This is a genomic window from Streptomyces sp. NPDC047525, from assembly GCF_040643025.1.
Classification (GTDB): domain Bacteria; phylum Actinomycetota; class Actinomycetes; order Streptomycetales; family Streptomycetaceae; genus Streptomyces; species Streptomyces durmitorensis.
The window spans coordinates 526543-544588 of sequence record NZ_JBEYTL010000008.1 but is presented as its reverse complement, the minus strand read 5'-3'; the positions used below and the strand labels follow the sequence as shown (position 1 = coordinate 544588).

Here is an 18046-nt window from a genome sequence, read left to right as displayed (position 1 = left end):
TGCGTGCCGCGAACTCCCACGCACCGCAGTGCCGTAGAGCGGTTTACCTTTTCTTCGTCCCGGTTCCCCCGGCAGCGGAGATCAACTTGCTCACTCACCTTTACTCACCGACCGGATCCCGGCGGGCGCGCAGGCTGCGTCTGGCCATTCCGGCGGTCCTTCTGGTCGCCGCCGCTGGAATGGGAAACGCCACGGCTCTGCCGCTCCCTGTTCAACGCGTCGATGTCTTCGGTGACATGAAGAATCGACCGAACGAGGGAAGCGGTACGAATATCCTCCTGATGGGGACGGATGGCCGCGACACCATCACGCGCAAGGAGAAGCGCAAGTTCTACGCGGGCGGAGTCGCCTGCAACTGCACGGACACGCTCATGCTGGTCCATCTCTCCGAGAAGCGGGACCGCGTCAGCGTCGTCAGCCTTCCCAGGGACTCCTACGCCGACATCCCGGCGCACCGCGACGAGGCCACGGGGCAGGAGCGCGCGGCCCACCCGGGGAAGATCAACGGCGCCTACGCGGAAGGCGGCCCCGCCCTTTCCGTGCGGACGGTCGAGGCGATGACCGGCGTCCGCGTCGACCGGTATCTGCAGCTCGACTTCCGGCGCTTCATGGACAGCGTGGATACGGTCGGCGGTGTGCGGGTCTGCACGCCCCGTGCGCTCAAGGACAAGACGACGAAGCTCGACCTCGCGCCCGGGAGCCATCTGCTGGGCGGCGGCCAGTCCCTGCAGTACGTCCGTTCCCGCCACGTGGACACGAGCGCCGACTTCGGTCGGATCCAGCGCCAGCAGCGCTTCCTGCTCGCCGCGCTGCGCCGCGTGACCAAGGAGAACGTCCTGGCCGACCCGGTCAGGGCGGCACGGCTCGGCCGGCTGCTCGTCGGCTCGGCGCGGGTCGACCGGGGATTCAGTACCCAGCAGATCCTGACGCTCGCGTCGGACCTGGGCAGACTCCCCGCGTCGTCCATGGAGTTCACCACGGTGCCGGTCAGCGGCTTCAGCACGACGCTGAACGGCTCGCTGGAGTGGGACAGGGCCAAGGCGGGCAAGGTCTTCAAGGCCCTCAGCCAGGACCGCCCCCTGACCGCCCGGAACTCGACGGCCAGGCTGAGCGATCCGCCCAGGTTCAGCAGCCCGGCGACCGTCCGGGGGGACACGCTGGAGTGCCGTTGACGGCCGTCTGATTACTGGGCCAACCGGGTCGCAAGTCGCAACCATCACCTCATCAGGCAGTTGATCATCACGCGGCTCTGCCAAGGGAGCCCGCTCTTGAAAGGGAATCAAAATGAAGAAGCTGTGGGCTTCCGCGGCCATTGCCGCGTCCGTCGCCGGTATCTCGGCGGGGATGGCCCCCCAGGCCCTGGCTATCGGCGACGACTCGGGCACCACGTCCCTGAGCGGCAACGGAGCCGACTCGGCGTTCGGCAACCAGGCGACCAAGGGCGACCTGAGCCCCCAGGCGACGCTCGTCCAGAGCACGCTGAACAAGCCCTGCATCGGTCTGCCGGTCAAGGCGAACGTCGGCTCGCTCGTCGGCCTCGTGCCGATCGCCGTCCAGGACATCCCGGTCCTGTCCGCCCCGCAGAACCAGCAGTGCGCGGACAACTCCACCCAGGCCAAGGGTGACGAGCCGCTGTCGCACATCGTCAACGACATCCCGGTTCTGGCCGGTAACGGCACCAACAACCACTGAGTGCCCGCCAGGGGGCCGGCCGTCGTCGTGCCGGCCGGCCCCTTCGGCTCTCCCCGTGTCGCCGCCACCGTGTGGCGGCGACACGCCGGGGGTAGGGGCTCGGCGTGATTGAACTCGCCGAGATGATCGCGCAGTTACGTGGGGAACTCACCGCCGCCATGGCCGCGGCAGAGGACTCCGAGGACGACGCACTGCACTTCGAGCTGGGTCCCGTACAGCTCGAGGCGGAGTTCGCCGTGCAGCGGTCGGGCACCGCGGAGGGCAGGATCCGCTTCTGGGTCGTCGAGGCGGGCGCCTCCGGCCAGCAGACGCACAGCACCACCCACCGCGTCACCCTCAGCCTGGAGCCCCGCGTCCGGGGCTCCGATCAGCGGCCCTGGGTCAGCGGTGACCAGACCGCACGCGAGCGCTGAGACCGGCCACCATGTCCGTGTCGGAGGGGCTTGAGGCGGCGCGGGTCGCCGAAGTACTGGTGGAGAGGCCGGGCCAGGCTCCCGGACGGCGCGGGTCCGGGTACCGCGTGGGGGACAGGACCGTGCTGACGGCCGCGCATGTGGTCGCCGGTCCTGTGGCGTCGGTGCGGGTGCGCTTCGACGCCGATCTGCCGGGGGAGTGGAGCGCCGACGTACGCGTCGTGCTGCTCGCCGAGGCCGCGGACATCGCGCTGCTCGAGATCATGACGACGCCGCCCGGCGCCGGGGGCATCGAGAAGCCCCGCTACGCGGCCGTGCCCGAGAGCGATGTGGTGCTGCCCGTCAGTGCGATGGGCTTCCCGCGCTTCAAGCTGCGGGACGACCGCATGCGCCTGCTCGACGACGGTGCTCCCAGCCAGTACCGGGACTCCTGCCATGCGTCGGGGACCGTCTCCGTCCTGTCCAACCGCCGCGAGGGCACACTCGAACTGGCCGTTCTCGCGCCGCGCGCGGACCCCGAACCCGAGCGCTCGCCCTGGGAGGGAATGTCCGGCGCGGTGGTCTGGTCCGGCGACGCCGTGATCGGTGTGATCAGTGCCCACCACCGCTCGGACGGTCTGGGGCGGCTCGCGGCGAGTCGGGTGGAGCACTGGTACGACGTGCTGTCCTCCGCCGAGTTGGCGCACCTCCATCGGGACGCGGGGCTTCCGTTGCGTGGAGGGCTTGGTTCCGCGGGGGATCCGGAGGGTTCGACGGCTCCCGTGAGCCTGGCCGCTCTCCCCTCTGACCTGCCCCTGCGTGAACTCATGGGTCTTGTCGACGCGTTGGTGAAGATCCCCTCGCTCGGAGACGCCAACGGACTGGGTCTCGTGCTCGCCAGCATCGACTCGGAGATCGCCGCGAACCGGCCAAGAGACCCCCGGCTCAAGATGGACATCTACGGCATCGTGCGCACCTGCCTGCGCTACCGAGGCACTCTGGATCAGCTCCTGGAGACTGTCCGGCTCCTGGAGGGGCAGTCGACCGAAGTGGCCGGTGTCGACCGTGAGGCGGCTCAACTGGCCAAGCGATACTGCTGACTTGATGTCGGGCACGGCTCGGACGCGGGGTTTCGCCGCGTGCCGCGCTGGGCCATCATGAGGGGGAAAGGGATGGCGCATGCACGGAATCACGGGAGGGGACTTGGCAGCCGTGGAGCAATCGATGCCTGCCGTCGAGTCCGATCTCGTAGATCTCTCGGGGGTTTCTCTTGAAGCGCTGCTCTCCATGGACGGCAGTGCCATCGCGGGGTCGCTCGAGTCCCTGCTGCATCACATCGATGATGCCCAGGCCATCACGAACACGTACGGCGGCCCGTCGCGGTTCGACTGACGGGATCGCCGCGGAGCCGTGGCGGACGGCCCATGGCGCGTAGGTCCGCGGGATCGGTGGAGCTGCCGGTCCACCGGCTGTCGGCTGCCGGGTTCCGGGCCCTCGCGCGGGGTGAGGGCGGCCGGGCCGTGGTGGTGGAACTGCTCGCTGCCGAGCGCAGCCGCCGCATGCTGTTGCTGAGGGCGCTGTACGACGGTCTTTCCGGGGGCGGTCTTTCCGGGAACGGCGTTTCCGGGAACGGCACTTCTGGGGGCGGTCCGAGGCCTCCGGCAGGCGCGGCCGCCGTGTCGTATCGCGAGGCCTGGGCCCTGCTCGAGCGCGCCCAGCGGACGGCTCCGGACGTGTTCGAGGACATTCTGATGTCCCCGCACACCGGGATGTGGCTGTCCCTGGCGCTGCGTCAGCTCAGGGGCGCCTCCTTCGAGGACGCGCCCCTGTGGGCGGTGGCGGGGCATCTGTCGGCGCTGGCCGCGTCGGCGGGGGCCCGGGCCGGTCTGGACTTCTCGCTCGCCGTGCCGGTGCGCCGCGGCGTCGCGTTCCTGCCGACGGTGGGATGTGCGGAGCTCACGGTGGCGGAGCCCTGGAGCACGGCCCAAGTCGTGTTCCGTGAGGGGCAGTTGCGGATCATCGGGGAGCAGGGCGCGGTCGTGGTCGGGCCGGGGCGTGAGGACGGCGCACCGGGATGGCGTGCCGTGCGCCGGTTGTCGCTGGGGGCGGAAGGGCCTCAAAAGTGCTTGTCACTTGAGGAGTTCGACCCCTACCGGACGTTCCCGCAGCCGAGCGAGCCGCTGCTCCTGTCCGAGACGGACGCGCGGGCGTGGCAGGCCATGCTCACCGATGCGTGGGAGCTGCTGCTGCGTGACGAGCCGGAGAGCGCCGAGGCGATGCGCGTCGGCCTGATGTCGGTGACGCCGACTCCGGCGAGAGAACGGTTCCGGCCGCACAGTGTGACCGCGGGGGACGCCTTCGGCGGTGTCATGGCGTCCCGCCCGGACGACGCGACGCAGCTCGCCGCCACGCTGGTGCACGAGTTCCAGCACATCAAGCTGGGCAGCCTGATGCGGCTGCGACCGCTGAATCTGACCGGCCCGGGTCTTGGCCCTCATCCCGGTCCTGGCCTTGCGGAGGAGCTGTTCTACGCACCGTGGCGCGACGACCCGCGCCCCCTGGGCGGACTGCTCCAGGGCATCTACGCCTTTGCCGGTGTGACGCGCTTCTGGTGTTCCCACCGGCAGTCCGCCGACGCCGCGCAGGCCGGGCTCGCGCACTTCGAGTTCGCGCTGTGGCGTACGCAGGTGTCGTCCACGGTGGACCTGGTGCGTACGCACGAACGGCTGACGCCCTTGGGGCGGCAGGTCCTGGACGCCCTGCGCGAGCGCTGCGCCGAGTGGAGTGACGAGTCGGTGCCCGCCGCGGAGCTGCGGCTGGCCCAGGAGGTGGCGGCCGACCACCGGGCCCGCTGGCGAGCGCACCATCTGCGGCCGCCCGCCGCCGCGGTGGAGGAGGCGGTGCGCGCCTGGCGACGGCGGGACGACCGTCCCCCGCCCGGTCTTGCCGGTGAGCCCGTCCTCGTACCGGATGCCGGGGCCCGTTTCCTGGACACCGCGGCCGTCCTGGCCCGGCACCGCCTCAGCGGAGCCGGTGGGGACGGGCGAGAGGTCGAGAGGGCCGAGGGGGCCGAGGACGCCGACGTGCTGCTGGCACGCGGCGAACTGGCCGGGGCGCGGGATGCCTTCGCCGCACTGCTGTCGCGGACGGGGGCGCCGTTCGGCGCCTGGGCCGGTCTGGGGCGTGCCCTCGCCGGTGACGAGGCCCTCAAGGACGCCTCCTGGCTGCTGCGGAGCCATCCGGAGCGGGCGTGCGCCGTGCAGGGCGCGCTGCGGAAGGCCACGGGGCAGGGAGCGGACCCGGTGCGTCTGGCCGCGTGGCTGGCGCGCGATCGCGTGCGGGACGGTGCGTGGGGCGCCGAGTGACGGTGTGAGCGGAACCCGGCGGGGCGGGCGGTGCGGATGTCATCCGCACCGCCCGCCCACTCACGGCTAGAGCGGCACCGGGTCGATGTCGCAGTTGGCCCGCTGGCCCGCCTTGGCCTGCAGGGTCGCCGGGTGCGGGGTGGCGGGCTCCGCGAGGAGCCGGGGAGCGTCCAGGACGCGTTCCATCCGCGCCAGGGTGTCGGCGCGCAGCGCGGCGCCCTCGGTCTCCTCGCCCAGCTCGATCATGTCCATCGCGAGGTTCCCCGCGCACGCCAGCGTGGTGGGGTGGTCCTCGCCGTGGGTGCTCAGGCAGAGCTCCAGGGTCCGTTCGCCCAGTACGCGCGCCGCGTGGTGGTCACCGAGGGCGGCCAGGTCACTCGCCAGGTTGATGGCGGTGGCCAGGGCGATGGGGTGGGCCTCGCCCAGGCGTTCGGTGAGCGAGGAGAGCGCTGCCTCGTCGAGGCGGCGTGCCTCGTCGGGCTGGCCGAGCAGCCGCAGGGTGACGGCGAGGTCGACGTCCGCGGCCAGGACGTGCGGGTGCTGCGGGGCGAAGATGTTGCGGTACTCCCGGCAGGCCTTGACTCCCCGTTCGCGCGCCGCGTTCAGATCGCCGTTCTGGCGCAGCGCCACCGACAGGGTCAGGGCGGCGGACAGCGACGAGGGGTGGGTGTCGCCGTACCGTCGGGTGAACTTGGAGTACGCCTCGGTGGCGAGCTCCAGGGCCTGTGCGTGGTCGCCGGCCTTGCGGCTGGCCTCGCTGAGCTGGCGCATCGTGCTGATCGTCGCGGGGTTGCCGCGGCCGAACACGTCGCGGTAGGCGTCAAGAACCGCTTGCTGGCGGGCGCGTGCCCCTACATAGTCGCCGGTTTCGCGGACGTCGATGGCGACGTTGTTCTCCGTCATCAGGGTCCGCTGGTGGTCCTGGCCGAGGACGCGGAGCCGCAGCGCCAGCGTGTGCTCGTCGAGTTCGAGCGCCTGGCGGAAGTCACCGGCCTGGCGCAGGCTCGTGCCGAGGTTGTGGGCGGCGTCCAGGGTCGTGGGGTCTTCTTCGCCGAAGGCCCTGCGCGCCCGCTCGTACACCGTGGCGTCCAGCTGGGCGCCGATGGCGAACTCGCCCTCGACACGGCGCACGGCGGCTTCGAGGCCGATCGCCGCCAGGGCGTCCTCCCGGATGTCCTCGCGGCCCTCGGGGGCCGTGCGCCGGTAGATGTCCTGCAGCTTGGCCACCAGCTCGACGGCCTCGCCGTGGCGGCCGAGGACCCAGTAGATGTAGCAGAGCCACTGCCCCATGAGCAGGGTCTGCTGGTCCTCCTCGCCGAAGACGGTCTGCCAGGTCTCCCAGGCCTGCTCGGAGAAGTCGAGCGACACCTCGTGGTCGCCCCAGTAGTAGAGGTACTTGGCGATGTTCATGACCAGCTGGCGCACCCAGGGCTGGTCGGACTTGATGGCTTCCGAGGCGATGACGTGGCCGTACAGCTCCGCGTAACGCGGCCAGTTCGCCGCCGTGGTGGGTGCCTTCGGGTCGGCCGCGGCAAGGAGCGTGTGGGCGCCATGGCGCATGCGGGACTGCTCCTCGGGGGACATGCGGTTGTTCAGGACGAGCTGGACGAGGCGGTGCATCTCGATGGAGTTCGTCCGGTGGTCGATGCGGGCCAGGGAATAGCGGTTCACCTCCCTTATGGCGCGCGCGAGCCGCATCGGGTCGTTCAGCGTCGCGTCGAGCTCGGGGAAGATGCTGCTGTTCCCGAGGCCCGAGAAGATGGACCGCGAGATCGGGTCAGGCGCGAAGTACGAGCAGAGCTGGAGCAGGCGCAGAGCTGACGGGCTGCGCGTCTCCAGGTGGTCGAGGGAGACGTTCCAGGCGGCCGCGACCGGCAGTTGGTAGTCCGGGGGCGGGGACGTCTCCAGGAGTTCGGTGCGCTTGTTCTCGAAGAGGCGCAGATACTCGGACGCGGGCATGCCCGTCTCCGCACGCCACGCGGCGGCCTGCTCCAGGGCGAGAGGCAGATCTCCGAGGGCCTCGGCCAGCTGGTCGGCCTCGTCCTCCTGGAGGGGCGGCCCGGAGTGGCGGAGGAGTTCCTTGCTCTCCTCGCGCGTGAAGACGTCCACTTCGAGAGATCCGCCGACAAGACCCCACCGCCTGTTGCGGGAGGTGACCAGGATCGTGCCGTTGCCTCCGGTGGGGAAGTAGTGGCGTACCTGCTCGGGGTTGTCGGCGTTGTCGAAGATCAGCAGCCAGCGCGAGAACGGACGGCCCTCGCGCAGCGCCTCACGGACCGCGGGACCGGCGATGTTGGCTTCGGTGCTGGTCTCGATGCCCAGGCGCCCGGCCAGTTCCACCAGGGCCTGACCGATCTGGCCCGGCCGTTCGGAGGGGATCCACCAAACGATGTCGTACTCGTTCTGATGGCGATACGCGTACTCGATGGCCAGCTGGGTCTTGCCCACGCCGCCCATGCCGTGGATCGCCTCGGGCAGGACCGTGGTCGTGCCTTCGCGCAGGCGCTCGCCGAGCGTTTCGAGCAGCTCGGTGCGGCCGGTGAAGTTGGGATTGCGTGGCGGTAGGTTTCCCCAGACGCGCGGCTGTGATGTGCGGTCCCCCTCCACCGTTTGCTGGGGTGTAGTCGACATCACCGATGCTCCTTCAGGATCGGGCCGAGAGACAGGGGGGCTGCCGCTTTTCTCCAGGCTGACTGCGTATCGACGATCGTGCCAGCCAAGTACCCCTGCCAGCAGGGCGGCGCGCTGCATGAAACGTCCGGAGAGTGCCCTCAGCGCGGCGAGTTCCACGCGGAGGAAACCGATATTGCGACTGTTCACCCGGGGCATGGCCAGGGTGTCCAGTGGTTCGGCCGGGGAGGGGAGCAGCGAGGGGCTCTGGGCGCCGTCCGCGCCGTCCGCCAATAACGCGCGTACGTCGTGCAGGATCCGTGCCGTGTCGCTGCGGCGGCCCAGGGCGAGCAGTTCCTCGCGGATGTTGGGGGCGAACGAGAACGCCACATCCGTCACTTCTTCGCCCTGCGTCCCGCTGGGCCGGACGAGTCCGCTCATCAGGAGCTCTGACGCGTGCACCGGACCCGCTCCCGGTGTGGTCGCGAGGACTCTGCGGATGAGGGGGAGGCTGAGGGGTACGGCGGACAAGCGGGTGGCGAGGGTGAAGGCCGTGGGTGACGCTCCCGCCCGGAAGTCGGACACGCGCTCCGATGCGGGCACCGTGCTGAGGGGGTCGGGAACGTCGTCCGTCCAGGGCAGGGCGCGCGCCGCGTCGGGCCGGCGCTTCCACTCCCGCGCCCGGATGGCGGACATCTCGAGCCACCGCGGCTCGGGTCCCATGACGAGCTGGGTCCAGACCTCGGCCCAGCGGTTGGTCAGGGCGAGGACCGGCACGAGGACCGCGTCGCCCTCGGCATCGGGCTCGTCCGGGTCGTGCGACTCCACCGGGGCCTCGCGCAGCTCCCAGGCGAGCTCGCTGTTGGCCGCCCAGGGGCGTTCGGCGCGCAGCCTCACCCGGCAGACGTCAAGTCCCGTGCGGAACCACAGCTGCTGGGGCAGCACGTGCACCACGGCGACCGGGCAGGTGCGCCCCCAGGCGCGCAGCAGGGTCATGACCGCGCCGGACCGCCATCCGGCCGCGAGGCCGTCGGTCAGCACCAGGATCACGCGGCGTAAGTCCCCGGCGTCGCCGAGCGGTTCGGCCGGGCGGAGGCGGGCCGGGCCCGTCTCGTCGGTCCCGCGCAGGCGCACCACGCGTACGCGGGCGAAGTTCCCTTCGCGGTTCAGCTCGTCGACCAGGTCGGTGACCGCCTGGTCCCACACCTTCATCGTCAGGTGCCCGTCGATGACGAGGACCGCCTCGGCGCGCTCCTGGCTGCCCGACTGGCCGAGTCTCGCGCGCCCGAGCCTGCCGAGGACGGACGCGGCCTCATGACGTGCCCGCGCTGCCGGCCCCTGTCGTTGACCTCCGTCGTCATGCATATGCGCCCTCAAGGCGTAGAGGTGACGCTGACCATTGTGCGGAGTCCCGCAGAGCGCGGGCGTGCGTGACATCCACATGCGCAGCGTGGCAGTGCGCCCGCCGTGCAAGCAAGGGGGTACGGCGGCATGTGCCGGGGCGCACAGAATTCGTGCTAGCGGTCGTGCCTCCGGCAGGGAGAGGTGTGGCTCCGCCGGGGAGCGTCCGCACGGCAGCGGAGGCCGGCTCATTCACGGCGCGGCACCTCCTCTCGCCGGGTGTGCGGGAGGTTCACGGACAGGCGGCCTGCGGGCCCGTTCAAGGCGTCACCGGCGCACGGTCGGGGCCGGGCGGCCCGGGTCTGCGTTCCGGGTCGTCGACCAGGATCGCCAGATGGCGTCCCACGTGGTTGTCCCAGCCCTCGGGGCCCAGCGCCAGAGCCTCCTTGCGCCAATTTCCGGCGCGCGTCACCAGGCTGGACAGGCCCCTGTCCTGGACCATCTCGGCGACCGCCTCCTTGAAGGCCGGGTCCCCGCAGTCACCCCGGTGCCAGATCATCGCGGGCACCCCTGCCCGCAGCCCGGCCATGAACTCCTGCTGGCCGGCTCCTGACTCGCCGCCCGGCGGCTCGCTCAGCACCAGACAGACCGCTTGGTCGTCCTCCTTCAGTTCGCGCTCCAGGTGGAAGTGCGACTGGCCGGGAGGGTTGAAGTACGAATGGCTGTCGGCGGGCTGCTCCTTGAGCTGGCGCCACTTCTTGTGCCAAGGACGGTGCCAGGCGGCCTTGCGCAGGCGCTCGAAACTGCGGACGAGGACCGCGTAGTCCATCACCAGAGGGGTCGGCGACGAGGAGTCGGACTCCTTGTGCCACCACTCCACCGGCTCGCCCAGCAATTCCCACGGGAGGATGAATTCCAGGACGACCGGTTGTCTCAGATCCGCCCACCGCTCCTCGGTCTGCTCGATGAGGACCTCGACCTCGGCGGGCAGGTCGTCCCGGTGCAGATGCAGGGTCTCGCCCGGTACGGGATGCCAGCCCTCGGCGTCCGACTGGCGCCAGTGGGAGAGGAGATAGCGGTCGGGGTCCACTCCGTCGGGCTCGAACTGGATCATCAGATAGGCGGGCACCATGGGGGGCGGGGCCTGCTGGGCGATGCCGCTGCGCTGCCAGTCGGTCATCTTGTCCTCGAGGCCCCACGCCAGGGACTGCTGACGGTTCCAGCGACGCAGATCCTCCGCTGCCTCCATCTGTCCGTCCTCCACGAGCCGATCGGCGGCCAGGGCCAGGAACGCCATGCTCACGGGGAGTTCCTTGGCGGCGGAATTGCCGCCGGCCAGTCGCAGGAAGACTGCCCATCCCGTGTCGCACCACGCGGGCAACTCCTGGGTGCGTGAGCGGCTGGCCCGCCGTGCCAGCGTGGCGAGTTCGGCCGACGAACGCATGTCCCGCAGTATCGGCTGCAAGGGACGCAGGTCGGCGCCGTCGAAGAAGTCCACGGCCTCCCATTCGTCCACCAGGCGCAGCAGCGACAGAATGGCGGAAGACTGCTGCTCCAGATACTTGAGGCAGCGCACCAGACACGGCAGCCCGTCTGGGATCTCCGCGCAGCGCTCGACCAGGTGCAGCAGCCAGGGCCGCAGCGCCGCGTTCCGCAGGGGTTCCACGGGTGCGTCCAGCTCGTCGCTCAGCATGCGTACCCAGATGTCGGCGCTGTTCTCCTGTCGCACCGTGGTCGATTCCTGCAGTACGTCGACGATGTCGGCGACCAGTTCATTGCGAACCCTCGCAGGGCTGCGCTCTTCCACCCCCGTGACCTCCCGATCGCCACCAGCAGCCGACTCATGTAATCGATGGTGGCGACAAGCGTACGGCCACAGTTGGGCTCAGGGCAGGTCTCCGGCCATGAGCGCGGTGGAGCTGTGACCTTGGCGGTGGGCCGCCAACTAGCTTTGGCCCACGCCCTGTTCGCGCGCCAGTCCGGATTTCAGACCTGCCCCGCACAGCGGCACCACTGCCGTGCGCTCGCCGAGCGCGCCGTCCCGCACGGCCGCCCAGCACGCGACCCCGGTCGCCTCGACGTACAACCCGCGCCCTGCCAGGTCCAGTTGGGCGTGCCGGATCTGGTCCTCCGTCACCGTCAGGAAACCGCCGCCGGATCCGCGTACCGCCCGGAGGATCTGGCGTGCGCGAGGGGGCCGGGGGATCGCGATGCCCTCCGCGAGCGTGGGCGCCATCGGGGTGGTGCCCAGGGGCTCGTCGGCGCCCGCGCGCCACGCCTCGGCCAGCGGGGAGACCGCGGCGGCCTGCACGGCGTACAGCGCGGGTGCCTTCGCGATCAGGCCGGCCGCGTGCAGCTCCCGCACCGCGAGGGCCGCGCCGAGCAGCAGGGTGCCGTTGCCCACGGGCACGACGAGCGCGTCCGGAAGGCGGCCGCCCAGGTCCTCCCAGAGCTCATGGACGTACGTCTTGGTGCCCTGGAGGAAGTAGGGATTGTGGACGTGCGAGGCATAGAAGACGCCGGGTTCGTCGGCCACGTCCCGTGCTGTCCGCGCCGTCCGCTCACGGTCTCCGGGGACGACTTCGAGGCGTGCCCCGTGCGCGCCGATCTGCTCCAGCTTCTTCGGGGACGTGCCCTCCGGGACGTACACCGTGCAGGGCAGACCGGCCCGCGCGCAGTACGCGGCGATCGCCGTGCCCGCGTTGCCGCTGCTGTCGGCGATCACCCGCTCCGGGGCGAGCCGCGTCGCGAGCGCGGCGAGCATCACCGCGCCGCGGTCCTTGAAGGAGAGCGTCGGCATCAGGAAGTCGAGCTTGGCCGAGATCGCGCCATCCAGCGGTACGAGCGGTGTGCGGCCCTCGCCGAGCGAGAAAGCGGGTGCGGGCAGCGGCAGGGACTCCGCGTACCGCCACAGGGAATTGACCCTTCCGTCAAGGGACTTCAGCGACGCGGGATTGGGGGAGAAGTCCAGGTCGAGCGGGCCGCGGCAGACGGGGCAGCACCAGGCGAGGGTGCCCGCGGGGACACGCGTTCCGTCGGTGGGGCAGAAACAATCCGGCAATGCTGTCATGTGAGCAGGCTAGTTGGGGCAGTTGGGGCCGATGTGTCATGGCGGGTGCGTGGCGGTCGTGTTACGTCCGGTCCTGACCCTTGTGAGATTCCTATGGATCCGCCAATCTTTCGTCCCGACGAAGGCAAAAGTGGGCATGGTGCTTGACATGTCCCTGCCTTTCGTCTCCGTGTGTGTGGGCACCACCGGCACCATCCCCCACCAACGCACCACCTATTGAGGAGGACCCCTCAGATGGCAGTGATGCGTCATACCCGCCGAAGACTGGCCGGGATCAGCGCGACAGCGGCCCTGGCCCTCGCCCTCGGCGTCGTCTCCGCCCTCCCCGCGACCGCTCAGCCGGGTCAGGCCGAAGGCACGATCGAGAACGCCGGAGCCCCCGGCGCGATACCGGGCAGCTACATAGTCAGCCTCGACGAGGACGCCGCGAAGGCGGGCTCCAAGGCGGGCAAGGCGCTGGCCGAGAAGTACGGCGCCGAGATCGACCGTACGTACAAGAAGGCCCTCAACGGCTACGCGGTCGAGCTCTCCGCGGCCGAGGCCAAGAAGTTCGCCGCGGACCCGGCGGTCGACTCCGTCGTGCAGAACCGGACGTTCACGGTCGACGCCACCCAGCCGAACCCGCCGTCCTGGGGCTTGGACCGCATCGACCAGAAGACGCTCCCGCTGAACAACTCCTACACCTACCCGGACTCCGCCGGTGAGGGCGTCACGGCGTACGTCATCGACACCGGGGTCCGCATCAGCCACAGCGACTTCGGCGGCCGTGCTTCGTACGGCTATGACGCCATCGACAACGACAACACCGCGCAGGACGGCCACGGCCACGGCACGCACGTCGCCGGGACCGTCGGCGGAACCCTGCACGGCGTCGCCAAGAAGGCGAAGATCGTCGGCGTCCGCGTCCTGAACAACCAGGGCTCCGGCACCACAGCCCAGGTCGTCGCCGGCATCGACTGGGTCACCCAGAACGCGGTCAAGCCCGCCGTCGCGAACATGTCGCTCGGCGGCGGCGCCGACAGCGCCCTGGACACGGCCGTACGCAACGCCATCGCGTCCGGCATCACCTTCGCGGTCGCGGCGGGCAACGAGTCCGTCAACGCCTCGACGCGCTCTCCCGCGCGCGTGACCGAGGCCATCACGGTCGGCGCCACCACGAACACCGACGCCAAGGCGAGCTACTCCAACTTCGGCGCCGTCCTGGACCTGTTCGCGCCCGGCTCGTCCATCACCTCGTCCTGGAACACCAACGACACCGCGACGAACACTATCTCCGGTACGTCGATGGCCTCCCCGCACACCGCGGGCGCCGCGGCGCTCTACCTCGCGGACAACCGCACGGCGACCCCGGCGCAGGTCTCCGCGGCTCTGGTCAGCGCGGCCTCCACGGGCGTCGTCACCAGCCCCGGAACGGGCTCGCCCAACCGCCTCCTGAACGTGGGCCCCGGCTCGACGAACCCTCCGGGCCCCAAGTTCGAGAACGCGACCGACGTCACGATCAGCGACAACGCCACCGTCGAGTCGCCGGTCACCGTGAGCGGCGTCCCGGGTTCGGCCCCGGCCGCCCTGAGCGTGCCGGTCGCCATCAAGCACACCTACGTGGGTGACCTCCAGGTGCAGCTGATCGCGCCCGACGGCACCGCGTACACGCTGAAGGGATATGGCACCGGCGGCAGTTCGGACGACATCAACACCACGTACTCGGTGAACGCGTCGTCCGAGACGGCCAACGGGACGTGGAAGCTGCGGGTGAGTGACAACGCGGCACAGGATGTCGGGAAGATCGACTCCTGGGGGCTGCAGTTCTAGGCCGGAGGCCTTGAGCTGAGCTGCTTCAGTACGTACGCGCTCTCGTCCTCGGGGACGGGCTTCGGGTCGTCGGCCCGGCCCGCCGCCGCGAGGGCGAGAGCGCGTCGCGCGAGACGCCCCCCTGTCCTCGTGCAGTCCCCTGTCCGTGCCCCGCATACGATGCGAAGCCCCCTCGCATCGACTGGCCGCACGAACGCAGGAGCACGGCACCCGTGGACATACCCCCGCCGCCCGATCCCGGTGGCCGCCCTCAGCAGCCTTACGGGCAGGCTCCGTACGGGCAGGCTCCGTACGGGCCGCCCGTGCAGCCCCCGTACCCGGGCGGGCCCCAGGTTCCGTACCAGCGGTGGCCCGGCGCGTACTCGCCGTACTCCCGCCCTCCGGTCAACGGCTTCGCGATCGCCTCGCTCGTCCTCGGCATCCTGTGCTGCGTGCCCGCCGCCGGTCTGGTCCTCGGCCTGGTCGCGCTCTCGCAGATCTCCAAGAAGGGCGAGCGCGGCAAGGGCATGGCGATCGCGGGGAGCGTCCTCTCCGTCGTCGGCATCGTGCTCCTGGTGCTCGCCGTCGTCACCGGGGGCGCGCGTGACTTCATGGACGGCTTCAAGCAGGCCGCGCGCGACTCCCGGAACAGTTCCGGGTTCCCCGTCGGCAAGGGGAAGTGCTTCAACGTCCCCGGCAGCGACCTCGAAGGGGCGAGGTACGCCTTCGAGATCGACGAGGTGCCCTGCTCCACGCGGCACGACGGCGAGGTCCTCGCCCAGTTCCGGGTGAATCACGAGACCTTCCCGGGCGAGGCCGCGCTCACCTCGCTCGCCGCGCGGAGGTGCGTCGACCTCGACGCCTCCTACGTACTCGACTCCTGGGCCGACCTCGGGGACGCCGAGCTCACCTACTTCATGCCCGACCGGGACACCTGGAGCCAGGGGGACCGGCACATCACCTGCCTCTACGGCGTCGTGGAGCCCGAGCGCACCCTGAAGGGCTCGATGCGCCGCGACGCGACGAACCTGGACGCCGACCAGCTCGCCTACCTGAAGGCGGACAAGGCCCTCTACGACGCATACGGGACCGAGCCGGACACGGAGCGCTTCGAGGACGACCTGCCGGGCCACAAGGAGTGGGCGGGCCGCGTCGAGAAGGGCCTCGCCGAACAGGCGCGGCTGCTGCGCGCGCACGACTGGCCCGCGAAGGCGGACGCCGGTGTCACCGGCCTCGTCGACGCGATCGAGCGGAACCGCGAGCAGTGGAAGAAGGCGTCCACGGCCAAGGACGCCGACGCCTTCGACGCGTACTACGTGCGGGCACAGCGGCACATCAGCGGCAAGCGCGAGGCCGCCGCCCGCAAACCCCTTGGCCTGGCCACCACTTCACCGCGCGACGCGACCCCTGGCGACGGGACCCCCGGCGACGCGACCCCCGGCGGCGGGGCGAGCGGGTCCGGTTGACGCCAAGCCACTCACCCTAAGGGCTTTTTGTCCGCTTCTGTGATAGTTCTTCGGCGTGACGACCGTCATGACGCCGACCGTCGCGGCCCAGCGCACTGTGGGGCCCGCGGCGTCGGACTCTCCCCGAAGGGGCAGCCGCAACGGCAGGAACGGGCCCAGGGTTTCGTGCGTCGCGCACCTCTCCCGCGGGCTCCTCGTCGTCGTCGCCCTCCTGAACGCCGCTCTTGCCGTGCTCGTCGCCGCCCCGCTGCCCCGCATCCCGCTCCTGGTGCTCGTCGCGGCGGCGGTCACCTCCTGGGGGCTCGTGATCGTGCCGCCCGCGGTCATCGGCCTGGTGGCCGGTGCGGTGGCGGGCCGGCGGTACCCCTGGTGCGCCGGATTCGCCGTGCTGACCGCGTTCGTCGCGCTCGTGTACGGCGTCATGCCGTACGCCGCCGCGTACCGCACCGCGGAGGGCCACGGGCAACGCCTGGCCCCCACGGCGTACTTCGACGGCGTCAACTACGCCAAGGCCCCCGACGGCGACCGCACGCGCCGCTACGCCCGCATCGGCGAGCGGCGCGAGAAGCTGGACCTCTGGACCCTGCCGAGGCGGGAGGGGGTGCGTCACCCGGCCGTGGTCTGGGTGCACGGCGGAGGCTGGAACAAGGGGCACCGCGGTCAGAGCCCCGCATGGAACCGCTGGTTCAACGAACGCGGCTGGTCGGTCTTCGACATCGACTACCGACTCGCGCCCCGCGTGACCCAGCTCGACCAGATCGGCGACGTGAAGTGCGCCGTGGGGTGGGTGCGGCGGCACGCGCGCGTGTACGGCATCGATCCCGACCGCCTTGTCCTCGCGGGGAGTTCGGCGGGCGGCAACCTCGCCCTGGCGGCCGCCTACACGGAGGGTGATGACCGCGTCCCCGCGTCCTGTGCGGTGCGTGACAGCTCGGTCTCCGGGGTGATCTCGCTCTACGGGCCGACCGACATGGGGCGCCTCATCGCCGGGACGGCGCTGCGCGGCGACCCCATGATCCCGCGCCTGATGGGCGGTTCGGCGAAGGCGGTGCCCGCCCGCTACCGCCTCGGCTCGCCCGCGAAGCTCGTACGGACCGACGTGCCGCCCACGCTCCTGCTGCACGGCAGCGCGGACCGTGCGGTGCCGGTGGCGCAGGCGCGGGAGCTGGCGCGGCGCCTCTACGCGGCCGGGGCGCCGGCGACGTACGTCGAACTCCCCTGGGCGGACCACTGCTTCGACGTGAACTGGGGTGGCTGGGGGAGTCAGATCGCGCGGTCGGCGATCTCCCGGTTCCTCGACATCCGGGGCGCGAGCGTCTGACGGCCGCCTTCTGGACCGTCGCGGAAAAGTGATCGCCATAGCTGCGGAAAGCCCCTGCGTAAAGCCCTGCACACCTAGAAATCATCACTTCGGGTGATTCCTTGGCCTTGGGTTGCGGCCAACAACCGACGGTTGCCAGGCTGTTGCTGTCTGTCAACCTGATGGGAGTGGCCAGTGACTTTCGGTGAACAGCCGGCGTATCTGCGTGTCGCGGGTGATCTCCGCAAGAAGATCGTCGACGGTTCCCTGCCGCCGCACACCCGACTCCCCTCGCAAGCCAGGATCCGCGAGGAGTACGGAGTGTCGGACACGGTCGCCCTGGAGGCCCGCAAGGTCCTGATGGCCGAAGGCCTGGTCGAAGGACGTTCCGGATCCGGCACCTATGTGCGCGAGCGGCCGGTGCCCCGCCGCGTGGCGCGTACGGGCTATCGGGCCTCCGGCGGCTCGACGCCCTTCCGCCAGGAGCAGGCGGAGGACGGCGCGCGCGGCACCTGGGAGTCCCGCAGCGAACAGGCCGAGGCGAACAGCGCGGTCGCCGAGCGCCTCGGCATCCGCGCGGGCGACCGCGTGATGTGCACCAGGTACGTCTACCGCGACGCGGGCGAGGTGATGATGCTCTCCACCTCCTGGGAACCCCTCGCCGTCACCGGACGCACTCCGGTGATGCTCCCCGAGGAGGGACCGCTCGGCGGCTGCGGAGTGGTCGAGCGCATGGCGGCCATCGACGTGGTCGTGGACAACGTCGCGGAGGAGGTCGGCGCGCGTCCGGGGCTTGCGGAGGAGCTCATGTCGCTCGGCGGCGTCCCCGGCCATGTGGTGATCGTCGTGCAGCGGACGTACTTCGCGTCGGGCAAGCCGGTCGAGACGGCCGACGTCGTGGTGCCCGCGGACCGGTATCGGATCGCATACCACCTGCCGGTGAGGTGACCGAGTGCTCCGGCGTACGCCCGGAATCCGGACGGGCCCGTCCGCCCGCCGTGATCGCGAGTTAACCCGCGCTC

Annotated in this window: 13 protein-coding genes; 10 read left to right on the top strand and 3 right to left on the bottom strand. The window is 70.8% G+C overall.

Annotated features, from left to right (window positions below; translation table 11 throughout):
- The first annotated feature begins 281 nt into the window (after window positions 1-281).
- The 6 genes from ABZ833_RS25965 (at window position 282) to ABZ833_RS25940 (ending at window position 5449) form a co-directional block, all read left to right on the top strand.
- Window positions 282-1172 carry an LCP family protein gene (locus tag ABZ833_RS25965; protein ID WP_361050675.1) on the top strand — a complete coding sequence of 297 codons (891 nt, stop codon included), beginning with the start codon at window positions 282-284 and terminating at the stop codon, window positions 1170-1172.
- A 112-nt stretch (window positions 1173-1284) separates the two neighbouring features.
- Window positions 1285-1692: a rodlin gene (locus tag ABZ833_RS25960; RefSeq protein ID WP_361050672.1), complete on the top strand. Its 408-nt coding sequence runs from the start codon at window positions 1285-1287 to the stop codon at window positions 1690-1692.
- A gap of 104 nt (window positions 1693-1796) precedes the next feature.
- Window positions 1797-2105, top strand: a complete 309-nt coding sequence (locus ABZ833_RS25955; RefSeq protein WP_361050669.1) for a trypco2 family protein — start codon at window positions 1797-1799, stop codon at window positions 2103-2105.
- 11 nt (window positions 2106-2116) lie between these two features.
- Complete coding sequence (locus ABZ833_RS25950; RefSeq protein WP_361050666.1) at window positions 2117-3184, top strand: trypsin-like peptidase domain-containing protein; 1068 nt, start codon at window positions 2117-2119, stop codon at window positions 3182-3184.
- A gap of 124 nt (window positions 3185-3308) precedes the next feature.
- Entirely contained in the window at window positions 3309-3476 is a 168-nt protein-coding gene (locus ABZ833_RS25945) for a hypothetical protein (RefSeq protein WP_249587986.1), read from the top strand.
- A gap of 32 nt (window positions 3477-3508) precedes the next feature.
- Entirely contained in the window at window positions 3509-5449 is a 1941-nt protein-coding gene (locus tag ABZ833_RS25940; protein ID WP_361050663.1) for an HEXXH motif domain-containing protein, read from the top strand.
- Window positions 5450-5515: 66 nt separating this feature from the next.
- On the opposite strand, the gene fxsT is transcribed toward ABZ833_RS25940, so the two are convergent.
- The 3 genes from fxsT to ABZ833_RS25925 all read right to left on the bottom strand — a co-directional run bounded on the left by fxsT (window position 5516) and on the right by ABZ833_RS25925 (window position 12470).
- Entirely contained in the window at window positions 5516-9424 is a 3909-nt protein-coding gene (gene fxsT / locus ABZ833_RS25935) for an FxSxx-COOH system tetratricopeptide repeat protein (protein ID WP_361050660.1), read from the bottom strand.
- A 295-nt stretch (window positions 9425-9719) separates the two neighbouring features.
- Window positions 9720-11207 (bottom strand): hypothetical protein, encoded by a 1488-nt coding sequence (locus ABZ833_RS25930; RefSeq protein ID WP_361050656.1) that lies wholly within the window; start codon window positions 11205-11207, stop codon window positions 9720-9722.
- Window positions 11208-11345: 138 nt separating this feature from the next.
- Complete coding sequence (locus ABZ833_RS25925; protein ID WP_361050653.1) at window positions 11346-12470, bottom strand: threonine synthase; 1125 nt, start codon at window positions 12468-12470, stop codon at window positions 11346-11348.
- A 234-nt stretch (window positions 12471-12704) separates the two neighbouring features.
- Here ABZ833_RS25925 and ABZ833_RS25920 point away from each other — a divergent pair, with 234 nt between their 5' ends.
- From ABZ833_RS25920 to ABZ833_RS25905, 4 genes are all read left to right on the top strand, one after another.
- A complete protein-coding gene (locus ABZ833_RS25920) occupies window positions 12705-14279 on the top strand; it encodes a S8 family peptidase (protein WP_361050650.1) in 1575 nt (524 codons plus the stop codon).
- A 212-nt stretch (window positions 14280-14491) separates the two neighbouring features.
- The gene (locus ABZ833_RS25915) at window positions 14492-15724 is read left to right on the top strand and encodes a DUF4190 domain-containing protein (RefSeq protein WP_361050647.1); all 1233 of its coding nucleotides are present in this window, start codon (window positions 14492-14494) and stop codon (window positions 15722-15724) included.
- A gap of 55 nt (window positions 15725-15779) precedes the next feature.
- Window positions 15780-17045: an alpha/beta hydrolase gene (locus ABZ833_RS25910; RefSeq protein ID WP_361050644.1), complete on the top strand. Its 1266-nt coding sequence runs from the start codon at window positions 15780-15782 to the stop codon at window positions 17043-17045.
- Between the two features lie 174 nt (window positions 17046-17219).
- A complete protein-coding gene (locus tag ABZ833_RS25905) occupies window positions 17220-17972 on the top strand; it encodes a GntR family transcriptional regulator (RefSeq protein ID WP_361050641.1) in 753 nt (250 codons plus the stop codon).
- Window positions 17973-18046 lie beyond the last annotated feature (74 nt).

Excerpts from the sequence above, each read along its gene's own strand:
- ABZ833_RS25965 (WP_361050675.1), top strand. The coding sequence starts at position 282 with ATGGGGACGGATGGCCGCGACACCATCACGCGCAAGGAGAAGCGCAAG.
- ABZ833_RS25960 (WP_361050672.1), top strand. The coding sequence starts at position 1,285 with ATGAAGAAGCTGTGGGCTTCCGCGGCCATTGCCGCGTCCGTCGCCGGT.
- ABZ833_RS25950 (WP_361050666.1), top strand. The coding sequence starts at position 2,117 with ATGTCCGTGTCGGAGGGGCTTGAGGCGGCGCGGGTCGCCGAAGTACTG.
- ABZ833_RS25945 (WP_249587986.1), top strand. The coding sequence starts at position 3,309 with ATGCCTGCCGTCGAGTCCGATCTCGTAGATCTCTCGGGGGTTTCTCTT.
- ABZ833_RS25940 (WP_361050663.1), top strand. The coding sequence starts at position 3,509 with ATGGCGCGTAGGTCCGCGGGATCGGTGGAGCTGCCGGTCCACCGGCTG.
- fxsT (WP_361050660.1), bottom strand. The coding sequence starts at position 9,424 with ATGCATGACGACGGAGGTCAACGACAGGGGCCGGCAGCGCGGGCACGT.
- ABZ833_RS25925 (WP_361050653.1), bottom strand. The coding sequence starts at position 12,470 with ATGACAGCATTGCCGGATTGTTTCTGCCCCACCGACGGAACGCGTGTC.
- ABZ833_RS25920 (WP_361050650.1), top strand. The coding sequence starts at position 12,705 with ATGGCAGTGATGCGTCATACCCGCCGAAGACTGGCCGGGATCAGCGCG.